Below are 14,511 nucleotides of genomic sequence, written 5' to 3'. Positions count from 1 at the left end.
TATTTACTGATTAATTATTCACGCCCCAATTTGTATTCGGCTCGGGGCCCATCTCCAATTCTAGTACGCCACCTTTCATGATATCCCTATAATCAAGATAGCATCTCGTATAATCCGTCCCGTTTAATTTAGCGGATTGGATATAGGTGTTTTCCGGGGTATTTCGGTTGGCTCGTATGATAAATGTATTCCCTTCGCCAACCTGAATCTCAGTCTTCTCAAAAACCGGGCTGGATATCTCATAGCGAGTATCTCCCGGACAAACCGGATACAAACCACATGCCGCCAATACATACCAAGCGGACATCTGACCGACATCCTCGTTTCCAACCAAGCCTTCTACCTTATTCTTATACGCCTTATCGCAAATGAAACGAGACCATTTCTGGGTTTTCCACGGCTGTCCCAAATGATTATACAAGAAAGGCACATGATGAACCGGCTCGTTCGCATGATTGTAATAAGCGTTCCACAGGAAATCTGTTGGTGTCTTGTCGAACATCGTATCCAGATCGGCGATCACCCGTTCCGTTCCTCCCATCAGTTCCACCATACCCGGAATATCATGAGGCACAAACCACCCCTGTTGCAGCTCATTGCATTCCATACAGCCGTACCATTCCTTCAGCTTACCCTCTTCCGGCCAAGCCTCAAACCGGCCATTCGCTTCTCTCGGGCGGAAGCTATGTTTCTCCGCATCATATAAATTCCGGTAAGACTGAGCCAACTTCGCATAATAAACCGCATCCTCCTGTTTTCCTAATGATTTCGCCAACTGAGACATACACCATTCCGTATACGCATACTCCAAGGTTTTGGAGATACTCTGCGGATTCGGGGTATAGCCCAACTCCGCATTCCCGAACATTCTCGAGGTTTTATCCGCATACCGATAAGCCTTTTCCATATCCAAGCTACAAATACCTTTCGCATAGGCATCCGCCAAGACCGATATAGCCGGATTTCCTAACATACAACCGCTATAGGCGTTCAACAACTCCCAGCGCTCATAGTACTCACGGCCACTCTCCTCTGCCATCGTTGTCAATGACTTCAACAAATCGTTCACCAATACCGGATTAATAATCGTTTGCAAAGGCATCTGACTACGGAACACGTCCCAACCGCTAAAGATCGTACGTTTCGTGAACGTATCCGACTTATGCGCTTTTCCGTCCGCGCCCATATATTGACCATCCACATCCGTGTAAATCCTCGGATCGATCATTGTATGATACAAGGAGGTATAGAAGATCACCTTCTGCTCATCCGTTCCACCGCTGACATCCATCTTAGCCAAAGCCGTATCCCATAACGAGCGGGCACGAGAACGTACCGCATCAAAATCCCAATCCTTGATCTCCGCTTTCAAGTTCTTTTCCGCACCCTCCAAGCTTACAAAGGAAATACCAGCCTTGAAAAGAACCTCCTCATTCGCCTCAGTCTCAAACTCCGTAAAGAACCCGAGGTGCTCGCCCTCATATGCCTTTGGTCTCTCCGAAATCTTTGCGTTCGCTGTCAATATCTGGAAAGCCGGACTCTCCACGAATTCCCGATGCCGATCCTGCCCTGCCGGGATATCCACGCTCCATACACCATAATCTTTCAACGGTTTGGAAAACTGCGCATAAAAATACACGGTGTATCGGGAAGAACCTTCACCATTCCCCCAGCCTCCACCTTCCGGCGTACATTCCATTCGTCCGGCGATCGTATGGTCATCTATCACTTGAACCGCCTGATACGTAGAAGTACCTCCCACACGACGGGCTAAGTCCAACTGGATACGGGACTGCTTATTCTCGGGGAAAACGAATCGCAGCATACCGCTATGAGGAGCCGCTGTCGCTTCCGCTTGTATCTGGTAATCGCTAAGCAATACCTTATAATATCCAGCCTTAGCCTCCTCGGATGATTTATCATATCGGGAACGATACCCGGCTACGCCCCCCTCTTTTCCTGAGTTCGTGCGCAGATCGCCCACGGTAGGCATTACCAATAAATTACCCAGATCACCGTACCAGCCGATACCACTCATCTGCGTAAAGGCGAATCCCTCGATCGTCTCATGCTCGTAGCTATATCCGGAACCATTGTCGCCCCCCGTAATCGTATTCGGACTTACCTGTACCATACCGAAAGGGGTAGTCGCACCGGGGAAGGTCTTCCCCAAGCCATGGTAAGCACCGGCCGCCTCCGTATTCGTACTCGCCCCGATAAAGGGATTTACATAATCAGAGAAATGAACCTCCTCGATAGTCCGGGTCGGACCGGAACAGGCCGTTCCCACCAATGCGAGCGATAACGCCGTAGTCGTTATCCATCTTAAACTTCTTACTAATCGTATCATTTTTTTATAAGTTCTATTCTACGTACCTTCGGTTGGGCGATCTGATACATACGATCCACCAACATATCGATTTGTTGGTTCCAAGCCTCCCGGATTTCCGGATACATCATCTTGGAGTAGTTATCCAGATGGCCGGCCAAGAAGATATTCGTATGAAGGTTCGCCCTTAACGTATCCATAGCGGCGATATTATCCTGAAATAACATGCCCTTCCGCTTCAAGATATAAAATTCCGTCCACGCATATTCCCGGAAACGTTTCTCGATATTCCAACGTTCCTCATTCAAATGCATGACCCGAACGGCCTGCTGATATTGCGGTGTGTTCGTTAACGCCGCTAAGTTAATACCTTTTGCCAAATCCTCGGCCGAAAACGTAGAAATTGAATCCCCGTCTATCTCCAACCTATACGCACCTTTCAATCCATCCACCCGCAATACCTCTTGATTAAGATCCTCCATAATCGGAGCGTATAAGGTCGCCTCATATTGCGTATGTTTTTTCTCCCAGCCCCGAGAGATCGTATCCATCGGATAAGGTAAAGACTTCGCTAAATAGGTAAAAGAGACCGTACCCTTGTCTGATACTTTCAATTCATTCACGAAACAATTCTCGTTCGCCAGCACCACACGTCGGGAAGCATCGATATCAACTTTAGCGACCGGTTTACCCGCCAATCCCTGAGACTTCAAGAAGAAATAGGCCATCAACATATTACCGTGGTTATCCGGATGAATCCGATCTCCTTGCATTAAGGTAAACCGCGGATCTTTCGCTTGCTGTACCCTGTTCACCTCCAATACCGGGTTGTGGAAATCCACGAACGCCCAGTCATTCTTCACGGCCGCCTCTCTTTGCAGACGGATGATTTTCTGGATCGTAGCGTTCTTTCCAAGAAAAGGCTTATTTTTCTCATTTTGCCAAGTCTCGTCGTACGGCGTGCCACCGATCATGATCACCCTTGTATCTTTGTGAGATTTCATGATCTTCTGCATCGCCTGAAAGGTCGTATCTACCCGATACATTTGCCGCTCCACGAAAGCCGTAGGATTATCGCCGTTATATTCGAAATAACCACTATCGTTCATACCGAAAGTAGCCGTAACCACCGTCGGATTTTTACCATATACATCCTCCTCGATCCGTTCCAACATATCCCAAGAACTGTCACCACCGGTGCCGGCGCTATACATCCGCATCCGCATATCCGGGAAATGAGTGATATAGTACAACCATATATAAGAATGATAATGTCCGCCCTCTGTTATGCTATTGCCTAAAAAAACAACCCGGTCACCCCTTTGAAAAGGGGAAGGAGTTTTCTGCGCATTGCCACACACAAACACAGAAAGCATACACGCCAAACTAAAAAGCCATCGATTAGTTCTCATCTTATTTACTTTTGGACACTTAGAAGTTCAATTGTTTATCCGATACGGCCACAGCCACGAATGAATCGGCACAGCCATAATACAGATACCATTTATTCCGGTAATAGACCAGACCTTCCACGAATACGGTACCCGCAGGGTATTGACCGCTTTTTTCAAAATCATCCGTCGGTTGCAAGAAAGGCTTATCCAAACGACCGATCAATTTTGTCGGGTTATTTACATCGAACAATGCTTGTCCGGCACAATAAGAGTTCGCAGGATAAGCGGTATCCCCTTTTTCTCCCGGTTCGTTTTTACCGTTATACAACAGAACGATGCCATCCTTTGTCAAGATAGCGGGAGGTCCACATTCGGTCAACTGGCTATCAAAATAGCCGGAACGGGGAGAGAACAATTTAAGCAACTCACCATTCTCGTCCAACAGTGGGTCCCAATCTGTTAAATTATCGGAGGTAGCCGCATATACATTCTTCTCCCCCCAGTACATGAAATACTTGCCATTCACTTTCGCAATGACCTGCTTATCTCCCTTTAAAGTCGTGACTAACGATGCGGATTTGGTCGCCTCATCCTTGAATTTGCCATTATAGGCTTTCTCAAAAGCCGGACCGAACTTCGTCCAGTGTTTCAAATCCTTTGAGGTCGCCACCGCCAGACGAGGCACCTTGCGGTTCCATTGCGTATATAGCAAGACATACGTACCATCCTCGGTCATAGCAATACGAGGATCTTCCGTACCTCCGGGACATTCGTTCTCTACTTGATTATCTTTAGCCGGATAAAAAGCAGGCTTCGTATCCCTCTCGAAATGGATACCGTCAGTAGAGGTCGCATATCCCAAACGGGAAGTCCGGGAACCGATTCCCTGAGCGGAGTTATCTTCCGCACGGTACATCACCACAATCTTCCCATCGTAAATCGTAGCCGCCGGATTAAATGTGTCACTCTCCTCCCATGCTACAGAATCTTCCCGCATCGGGCAATAAAACTTAGTTGGTAACGGCTTAATTACCGGATTCACTCCTGTCGGACGCTCAAACCCGTCCAAGCACCAAGCTGTTTCCGATACAGCTTCCGCCGTCTGGTCTTTCTTTTGAGAGCCGCAAGCTACGGTAACCAATCCCAATAAGCCGAAAGTAGAGACTAATAATGTTTCTTTAATCATGTTATTCGTAGTATTAAGTTATATTTATTTTCCATATGAAGGGGGAGCTATCCGAGTTCCCCACGTCTTATCCGGCTTCCCGGATAATTTATATTCCAAGGTCGCCCCCCGATATAAATCCGACCAATCGATCCAAGTGCCCTCCATCTTCTTTCCATCAAGACTTAAGGAATGGATATACTCTTTTTTCTCATCACCCCCCTTGATAATCACGTCTCCCTCGGGCAAATGTAAAACAATCTTACGGAATACCGGACTATTCACAGAGAAACCTCCCACTCCGGGAATCTCTGGAAACAAACCGATACTGGCAAAGACATACCATGCTCCCATCGATCCTAAATCGTCGTTGCCCGGCAAACCGTTCACACGGCTACTATATTGTTCGTTCAGTATACGCCGGATCACTTGTTGCGCCTTATAAGGAGCCCCCGCCCAATTATAAATCCAAGGGATTTGGAAACTAGGCTCGTTACCGGAGGCGAACCATTCATCTCCATAACTAGCGTCCAAACGTCGGAACATCTCATCCAAACGCTTCTCCGCCGCTTCCTTTCCTCCTATACTATCGATCAACCCTTGCAAATCATAAGGTACCATCCAGAAATAATTCTTATATGTCGATTCCCGCCAATCCGCATCATAACGTTTCCACGAACCATCCTCGTTTCGGGACTGCAACCAACCGGTCTCCTTATTAAAAAGATTCTTCCAGTTCATCGCCCGTTGCGTATACCAATTACAAACCGGCTCATCATTGCAGGCTTGCAAGGCGAAACGGCCAATCGCAAAATCAGAAGATGTATATTCCAGTAAGATCGAAGCGTCGTAATACCCTTTCTCCAAATACTGTTCCAAGCCCGGTCGAGTCAAAACACCTTGGGAATTAGCCCCCGGCACTTCTGCTCCATAACGCATAGTCCGCAGTAAAGTTCGAGGATCATAGTTGCGAGCTCCAAACGCATACGCATTGGCTACAAGAATCGGAGTCGGGTCCCCCTGCATAACACCTGTCTCTATATTCGCCAGTACCCAACGAGGGAAGCCACCACCGGATTGCTCGGCAAATAAGTAATGAGACATAACGATATCCGAGGTCTCCTCGGGAGCTAGCATAGCGATCAAAGCAGTCTGCGTACGATACGTATCCCAATTACTGAAAGAGGTATAGAATTTTCGGGCTGTCTTATGCACTTGGCTATCCGCCCCCATATATTCCCCATTCACGTCGCTACAAACATTCGGATGGATTAATGAACGATATAGATGCGTATAGAATTGCATCTGGCGATCCTCGTTATCTCCCTCTACCTCTATCTTCCCGAGGTATTCATTCCATTTATCTTGCGTCGCCTGACGGACCGCAGAGAAGTCCCAAGCGGGATTCTCAACCCTCAAATTCTCTCGGGCATTCTCCACCGAGACATAAGAAACACCGATCTTATACTGCACCGCCTGATTCCCCTCTTTCAACGGAAAAGTAAAATACACCCCCGAGTGACTGCCTTCCGCAAACGTATGATTCGCATGTAGTCGCTCCTCCTTCCATGTACCAAAACTCTCCGCATCCGCATCGAACTCAGCCACAAAGTAAACTTTATAGGGAGTTGGGATTCCACAGAAAGCACCACCCTCCGCATATCCCTCGCAACTATGAGGACCCGTAATCTTAATAGCGGCTACTTGGATAGAGGTAGCGGCTACTCCTCCTCCGATAATCACGGTACCCTGCTTTTCCTTGGAAGAAAACGTATAACGAGCCATACCCGTACGTTCCGTAACGGTTAATTCCGCACGTATAGAATGATCTACGGTGGCTGCGTAATAACCGGCCGTTCCGATCTCCTTGCCGACCGGAGTCTGCATATTCAAGATACTATCCGGAGAAACCCGTAAAGCTCCGGCAATCGGAAGCGTAGGGAAATTTCCCATATGATCGCATCCCGCACCACTCAATTGATTGATGACAAAGCCTAGTTGTTTCGTGAAATAAGTCGGGGTAAACTGTACCATACCGAAGGGATAGGTAGCCCCCGGATACAAATATCCGGAAGCCCACCCATTACCTTGAGTCCCTATCAGGGTATTGGTCTTAGAAACGAGATTTGACGCATTTACCAAACCTCCACACAACAAGAAAACATAGCTAACCACACATATTCGCCTTAAAAGCTGTTTACATTTAAACATGGTAATAGATCCTTTTTATTATTTAGCCTTTTATACTATATACCCTTCAATAGAATAAAACACTTACGGCGTAATAATTAAAAAACAGCTATTAACATAAGTCAACAAAAAGGGAATCATATGATTCCTATTCCGCAGGCAGCGATAGCGTGTGTTTTCCACTTTCCAACAGGATCGAACCCGCCGATATTTCTACATTATTCCCATCTAACACACAATTCGATACGTTAAATGGAGCGATAAAGGTCGCCATACTATTCGCCGGTATCTCCAGATCGAGGGAAAGCGATCGGTTCTCCATAGTCCAAGACACACGTGCCGTACCGTAAGGGGTCTCTCTCGCCGCCCTCGCCCACGTCACGCCATTCGGTATCTGAGGTTTGATAAAGAAATGTTTATAGCCCGGCTCATCCTCATCCGGCAAGATCCCTCCGACCGCCTGACAGAACCAAGCGCCAATGCCATTGAAACAATTATGAACCTTACTACGTTCTCCCGACCAGTATTCCCAAGTCGTAGAAGCCCCTTGATCGATCATATATAGATATCCCGGCAGCTCTCTCTTTTTCAGCATGGAATAGAGAAAATCGGCCTCTCCGTCCTTTATCGCCCAATCGGTCAAGATCGTAACACCCACCAAGCCGGAACCGATATGCCCTTTGCAATTCTCCAATGTCTCTCGATATAAACCTTCCTTTACCTCGGGCATATGCTGTTCATCTGTCACGCCGACCAACATCGGATAAATCCGATCGATCTGGGAGCCTGTAGCGTACTGTTTCTTCTCCGGATCATAGAAAGTCTTCTGGATAAGCTCGTTCAATCGTTGGCGACGCTCTTTATACTTAGCGGCATCCTCCGCTTTCCCCAATACCTTCGCGATCTTCTCCATCGTAGTGAGGCAATCGCTTATAAAGCAGTTACTAACCAGATCTACCGATGACTGCGCCGTATAATCGACACCCGCCGGAGCCAACCAATCCCCTAAATACCATGCCCGATAATCCGTATCCGGCCAACGTTTCAGCAATCCATCGACCGTATACGCATCCACATAACGCAACCAATGTCGCATAACCGGATAATATCGCTCGATCAGACGGCTATCCCCATAATTCAAATAAGTCTGCCACGATCCCGTGATAATAAAGCCACACCAATACGGACCACCTCCCGCCGGGTATGGATTCGGTACGCAATGCGGCATACCCCCATCCTCACGGATGCAATCCTGCCACATCTGCATCCAGTTCATATACACGGAAGAGCCCTCATACAATGTCTGGAAACTCTTACAAGAGGCATTTCCATCCCCACCGTATCCCATACGCTCATAATGCGGGCAGTCTACGATATAACCACTGAAAGCTAGGTTCTTGAAAGTATATTTGATCATCGCATAGATAGCATTCAAGTCCGGATCCGAGCACTCGAAAGACGAGGCATCCTTATAATCCGTATGAATCAGATAGCCAGTTACCTCCTCGGGAGCTTTCGCCAAACCGGATATCCTTATATATTGAAACGCATGGTGGTTAAATTTATTTCGGAATACCTCTTTGCCTTGTCCGGAACCGATATACCAATCCTCATACTGTCCGTTCTCCTCTTGTGGCTTGAAATCTTCGTTTTCATTTAACCAATCCGTATATTCCATACGGACCCGGTGGCCTTCCGGTAATTTTGGGAAACTCAGCTCAACCCAACCATTTAACGCCTTTCCCATATCTACGAGCCAAATACTGTCTCCTATTTGTTTGATTCCTTTGGGACGGATAATCTCTTGTATTCGATTAGGCTCACACATCTGGGGACTTACCTCTATCCCGGGTACCTCCACCTCCAACACCGGCTTCCAATCCAGTTCGTCGAGCGTAGCCGTTGTCAAATCCGGCAACGCCTTCCGCCCATCCACACATTCACCCCCGAATTGATGGGGATACCAAGTACCGGTACCGGTCTCACCATACATACTTCCCCGGCCTTCCCAAGAGCTATCCGTAACGAGTAGCGTACTTGTAGTGCCATTTCTTTGAATCTCGTCCAATTGCAGTTTAACCAACGGCCCATCATGAACGGCATTAAAAGTAGCTTTTCTGTACCAACCACGGCCCAACCAGACCCATAAATCGTTTGTCCCCTGTTTCGCATACGACGTAAGATCATACGTCACGGACAAGGATCTTTTGTTTAGTTGAGACACCGCAGGCGAAAGAACATCTTCTGATACCTTCTTCCCATTTAAATAGATCTCATGATACCCTAAGGAGTTTACATGAAGGAGTAATGTGGCATCACGGTCTTGAAGCTCGAACTTCTTCCTTAACATCGGATTCTTCTCATCCGGCATCCCTATATATTTCCCTTGCCATTCCGCTTTATCCAAAAGCCCGATCCCAAAGCGATTGACCGGACTCCAGTCCGAGGATTCCCCCTTATCATCCCATACCCGGACTTTCCAATAGGCCAGCACACTAGATCGCAACTCTTTCCCTCGATAAGGGACCATCACGGAAGCGGACGATTCCACCTTACCTGAATTCCATAGATCGGCTTTGCCTTGAGCCAGCAAGGAACTATCCGTGGCTACTTGTATCTCAAAATACGCTTGCCGCATAGTTTGCCCGTCTGTCTCGATTTCCCAGCTAAAATGGGGATGGGTATTGTCGATCGCAACCGGATTCTCCAAGTTCTCACAACGAAGATCTTTTAAGATGATCCTCCGTCCGGATTCACAGCCCGACATCAGTAACAATAGGGTCACAAAGTAGATAGATATACATTTCATGATAAATAGATTGACATTACGCATGAATATACTTTCTAATGGCTTACGATACTTATATCCCCGGTAAATATTAAGATTTATTAAACAAGAAAGGCGAGCCACTCGCAAATGACTCGCCTTCCTATGATTCCTCAAGAATGGCTAGAAGCGGATCTTGTAGGATTGGTTTTCGATACGGATGATATAGGAACCTTGCGGGATGGTTATCATCGTCTCACCAATTGGTAAGGTTATCGCCTTATACAATTGACCGCCGAATGTCATTATATAAGCCGTACTCACATGAGCGGACTGGATATGCAATACCCCGTTTGATCCCCAAATTTTCAAGGCATTGGATTCTACCTCCGCATTGCCTACGGTGGTGTTTTTTACGATCCCGGTAATAGATATTGTTATATCAGAGTTGATATTCTTGATCTCATACTTGCCATCAGAGGTCGGCTCGATCAGCTTATCTCCTACCTTTACCATAGGGGTAGATTGATCGTAGTCCGTATCGAGCGTAAGGGAGAACGAGAAGCTACCGCCCGCTTCCACGGAATAAGTTCCAGCGAGAGGACTCAAGGCGGCGCCTTCAACGGATGGAAGGGTCACACTAAAGGTCACTGTTGGATCCGGTGTGGAAGAGGCAATGCTTACCTCTGAATAAGCGGTCAGAGTAGAATTTACAGCATTTACCGTATTCGAGACAAGACAACGATACTTCCCGGCCTCGGAGACCTCCAGTTGCGCATCTTCATTCGTACTTAAGACATCCGAACGAAGAGAGGAGAGAGCCTTCGTCCGCTGTACTTCCGGCTTCACTTGCTTCCAGTTATTATTTTCGCTGTCAAATTTCTCCCATATATAGGAAAGATTCGCCTCTCCCTCAGCTGACGCTTCGACTTTTAGGAGCGTGGAGGAACCTATCTCTATCCTAGGCGCTTTCTCCGGTCGTTGGGCAATAGTAAGGCCAGCAGGCCCCGTTACGGCATCTAACAGACCGGTTTCATCGATGAAGACACCCTCATTTTCCACCAACGCATCCAACAGGGTATTTTCGCCGGGTAGTAACCGTGTGCTTCCTTGGTTCAATACTTTCCCTAAGTTATTATTGCCATCCAACGTGATCTCGATATTGGATGTCTCGGCAATGGTAACACTCTGTGACGTAGAACTTCCGGAACCAACAATCAAGCTTTTAAACGTGATGCCGGTAACCTTTCCATCCTCAGTATCTATTTTCAAGGATTTAACTCTTGTTAATTCCTCGTCGTTTCCGATGACTCCATTGAACTTACTACCTGTCGTACTGCCGTCCGTATAGGTAGAATCTTTTCCGATTGTAATATCAGTGTCCTTATCTGGCAATAAGGCTCCTATCGCTTTAGCTTTGATAGTCAAGTTCCCTTTTACCGTAGCGATAGTGACCTTGCCCGTTTTTGCGTCATACTCGCAAGGCTCCAGACCTGTAGGATACCATACCTCGATCGAGTCCGGCAAAAAACTACCGCTATCCGGAACTAAAATGAAAGACACGGACCTCCCGGATATAGCTATTTCCGGTTGGAAGGGCTTTACGGTAAGTCCTGTCAACTCAAAGTCCACATCGAAATATTTATCACCTTCTTCCAAGATATAAGGAAAACCTAGCCAATCCCAAGTAGCGGTATGATAAGCGGCAAGGGCCCCTTTGGGCACGTAGATTCTACATTTGTTTTTATCCAAGATATTGAATGAGCCATTAACGGTTGAAGGTGGCGTAGAACGTTGAATGTGAATCTCGTCAGCTTGCGCGTCAAGGAAACTCTCTGTTCCTACTTCCTCCACACTACTCGGGATCGTTATGGATTCCATGATACGACCGCTGAACGCCTTAGGCCCTATACCGGTAACAGTATAATTATTCCCTTCATATTCCAAAGAAGAGGGGATTACGTACGATCTACCTTTCGTATAGGCATCCTCTTTTACACCCGCAACCTCGACAGCCGCATCCCTAGTAATCCGATAGGTAAGGTCACCAAGGACAAAAGGATCCCCACTAATTTTCCTAGCCTTCGCAGTGATCGTCACGTCGCCGGTAACGGTTTCTATAGTCAAGGTATCTTTACCGAATGTACCATAGAAGAATTCCTTCGACATAGGATCCAGTTTCTTGCCTCCCATGGTGACGGTGATGTCTCCTATGCCTAATACATAGCCACTCTCGGGCGTGAGTCTCGCTTCCAGTCGGGAGCCATCAACCACCAAGTCGGGGCCATAATAAGCGACTCCCTCAAATCCGGTACGGGTGATGGAGTATGTGCCCTCCTCCCTTATGTTCTTAAAGTCCTTCCAGACATAGGCGGCTTTGTAGGCAGCGGAAGCCCCGGCAGGTACAAAGATGACACATGCGTCTTTATCCACTCCTTCAAAAGCGTCCTCATCAGAAATATTTCTGGGTTCAGGACTTATACAATGAATCTCTTTTAAGGCGGTACACCCAGAGAATGCTCTCCGATCAATACCAGTGTTTCCTTCTAGAGTAAGCTTTTCGAGTGAGGTTTGATTTTTAAACGCATCAGCCACGATATATTCTACCTTATAAGAATTAGAGCCGACAGTCACCACTTCCGGTATGGTCACTTCTTTCTGGGGAGTATCTAGGAAGCCATGACAAAATGCGTTTACTTGAGTAGTACTCATGCTATAAGAAATTCCAGACAATACATTTTCCGTATGAGTAGAGACTTGTATAACGACATCTTTATTCACTTCCTCACCCGGGATAGTTATTACGCTAGGTTCAAAAGATTTAAATCCGGGTTCCAGCGTAATATTCACGGTCAAGGATTGCCCTCGAGCTATTGAATCCGGCGCATCAGTAGACGCTACTCCATAACCCACAACATAAACCGGATATTTCTTGGGAAGCGGCTCCTCCAAAATTTCCTTAAACTGATTCCAAGGGGTACTGGCGGCATAATCAGCCTTACTGCCAGCCGGTACGTAAAGCGTGATTCCACTCAAATCTTTCTCTCCGAAAGCGCCCTCCATTATATGGTAATTTTTGGGGTCTATAGCTTTCGCATGAATCTCAGTCAAACCAGCCTGTATGGAAAACGCATATGGATTGATAAAATACTTGTTGTTCGGCAATGTTATTGATGTTATATTAGCATATCTATTATAGGCACCGGAATAACTATTCAAACTATAGTGCTTTCCTTTTGCGGTTACCACGCTCTTTAATACTATGCTTGATGAAGTCGGTTGAGTTTGTGAAGGAGGAAGCATAGCGCTGCATTCCTCAAGCATATACCTCTCCTCTCCAATCATTATTTCCGTATGCTCAACAACCTCAATTAAGATCGTTCCAGTAATATTCTTCGCCACATTAGCATTTTGAGAATCATCCCATGAGAAATCCCTAAAATTCTTCCCTGCTTGTGATATAGCAAGACGATAAGCACCTGTTGATGTTGCTATTTTAAAAGTAAAACTACCTCCATCCTCAACCTCTGACGGACAATCAATCGTGACATTACCATAAGTATTAGTATATATCTTGTGCATCACTTTCGTATTTTCCTGCCCCCAAGCAAGATACACACCACACAAAAGGGCTATCACCACCAGCGACAGCCGTAAACCGATTCGTAGTAAATTTGTTTTCATAAGCGATATAATTTAAAGTGAATAATAGTCTTAACATTCGTTCACGGGTATGCTCATAGCTTCCCGTCTATGACCGGTGAGAGAGCCTAGGCCATGAACCATGAGAGAGCCTCGTCTATGAGGGGTGAGAGCCTAGGCTTTATCAGCCCTCATAGATGAGGCTCTCTGCCTTATCAGATCTCGTCCGGGCTTTCACTATCGCCTCCGCCTCCGGCACCTACCGTCAGGAGGATGGGGAACTTATAGGTACGAGGGTCTTTCACCAAGCCGTAATTCGCCCCCGCCTGCGTAGTGACGCTCAGCCAGTACTGCCCCTCGGCGAGTTGCGGGATCTGGATGATGATCTCGCTCTTGGTGTTACGTACGATAAGGGAGACTTTTGTTGGCGTGGCGCCCTCCTCGTCCTTGGTGAAGTAGACGCCTACAGATGGATCATCCCCCTTGATAAGCAGCGTGCTGCCGAAGATGATAGCCGGAGCGTTTGGAGTGATATGGAGGTTCTTCTCGTTCGTGGTAGAATCCGTGAGGCTCTCGATCATCGGGCCCACGGTAGCTACGTCGGCGTTCACGTAGATGTTTTCTAGCGCCTTCAGGAGGGTGGCGCTGGGGGTGAACATTACGGTGATCTTATTCTCCGTAGAGCGGAAGTCTGATTTCTTTCCGTCGAACGAGCCGTTGATAGTGAGCAGCCATTGCCCGAACTTGTTCACCACGCAACGGCCTTGGGCGAGGGCCTCGATCATCTCGTCGTAGGAGAGGTCGAGGATGTTGGTGATCGTCTCCGGACGATACTCGGTACGTTTCTTCACGATGCGGTTCGAGATGTCTGAGGTTCGCGTGGTTCCGGTAATGCGGATCTTTCCGGTGAAATCGCCGGTTTTCTCGGTTAACACGTTGTCGTACAGATCTACGGTCAAGATGGTCTTTTCTTCTGCCATGATGTTTTTTGTCTTTAATGCCCCGTGGTAGTGGGGCGTTACCT

General features: G+C 47.1%; 7 protein-coding genes. All 7 read right to left on the bottom strand.

The annotated features are described in order from the left end of the window. Positions 1-10: 10 nt before the first annotated feature. Positions 11-2,350 carry a GH92 family glycosyl hydrolase gene (locus CI960_RS21975; protein WP_005860107.1) on the bottom strand — a complete coding sequence of 780 codons (2,340 nt, stop codon included), beginning with the start codon at positions 2,348-2,350 and terminating at the stop codon, positions 11-13. Continuing rightward, a complete protein-coding gene (locus tag CI960_RS21970) occupies positions 2,347-3,741 on the bottom strand; it encodes an SGNH/GDSL hydrolase family protein (protein ID WP_005860109.1) in 1,395 nt (464 codons plus the stop codon). The genes CI960_RS21975 and CI960_RS21970 overlap by 4 nt, the downstream gene beginning before the upstream one ends. Positions 3,742-3,760: 19 nt before the next feature. After that, positions 3,761-4,909 carry a glycoside hydrolase family 130 protein gene (locus CI960_RS21965; RefSeq protein WP_005860111.1) on the bottom strand — a complete coding sequence of 383 codons (1,149 nt, stop codon included), beginning with the start codon at positions 4,907-4,909 and terminating at the stop codon, positions 3,761-3,763. A gap of 24 nt (positions 4,910-4,933) precedes the next feature. Next, positions 4,934-7,099, bottom strand: a complete 2,166-nt coding sequence (locus tag CI960_RS21960; RefSeq protein WP_005860113.1) for a GH92 family glycosyl hydrolase — start codon at positions 7,097-7,099, stop codon at positions 4,934-4,936. A gap of 127 nt (positions 7,100-7,226) precedes the next feature. Further along, positions 7,227-9,911, bottom strand: a complete 2,685-nt coding sequence (locus CI960_RS21955) for an alpha-L-rhamnosidase (RefSeq protein WP_005860115.1) — start codon at positions 9,909-9,911, stop codon at positions 7,227-7,229. Between the two features lie 117 nt (positions 9,912-10,028). Then, positions 10,029-13,529 carry a leucine-rich repeat protein gene (locus CI960_RS21950; protein WP_005860117.1) on the bottom strand — a complete coding sequence of 1,167 codons (3,501 nt, stop codon included), beginning with the start codon at positions 13,527-13,529 and terminating at the stop codon, positions 10,029-10,031. 173 nt (positions 13,530-13,702) lie between these two features. After that, positions 13,703-14,467, bottom strand: coding sequence for a DNA-binding domain-containing protein (locus CI960_RS21945; protein ID WP_005860119.1), 765 nt, complete (start codon positions 14,465-14,467; stop codon positions 13,703-13,705). Positions 14,468-14,511 lie beyond the last annotated feature (44 nt).

Origin of the sequence: Parabacteroides sp. CT06, from assembly GCF_002257605.1 — a bacterium.
Taxonomy (GTDB): domain Bacteria; phylum Bacteroidota; class Bacteroidia; order Bacteroidales; family Tannerellaceae; genus Parabacteroides; species Parabacteroides distasonis.
Note: the sequence above shows the minus strand (reverse complement) of the source record. Positions and strands in the feature narration are given on the sequence as shown.

Excerpts from the sequence above, each read along its gene's own strand:
- CI960_RS21975 (WP_005860107.1), bottom strand. The coding sequence starts at position 2,350 with ATGATACGATTAGTAAGAAGTTTAAGATGGATAACGACTACGGCGTTA.
- CI960_RS21970 (WP_005860109.1), bottom strand. The coding sequence starts at position 3,741 with ATGAGAACTAATCGATGGCTTTTTAGTTTGGCGTGTATGCTTTCTGTG.
- CI960_RS21965 (WP_005860111.1), bottom strand. The coding sequence starts at position 4,909 with ATGATTAAAGAAACATTATTAGTCTCTACTTTCGGCTTATTGGGATTG.
- CI960_RS21960 (WP_005860113.1), bottom strand. The coding sequence starts at position 7,099 with ATGTTTAAATGTAAACAGCTTTTAAGGCGAATATGTGTGGTTAGCTAT.
- CI960_RS21955 (WP_005860115.1), bottom strand. The coding sequence starts at position 9,911 with ATGCGTAATGTCAATCTATTTATCATGAAATGTATATCTATCTACTTT.
- CI960_RS21950 (WP_005860117.1), bottom strand. The coding sequence starts at position 13,529 with ATGAAAACAAATTTACTACGAATCGGTTTACGGCTGTCGCTGGTGGTG.
- CI960_RS21945 (WP_005860119.1), bottom strand. The coding sequence starts at position 14,467 with ATGGCAGAAGAAAAGACCATCTTGACCGTAGATCTGTACGACAACGTG.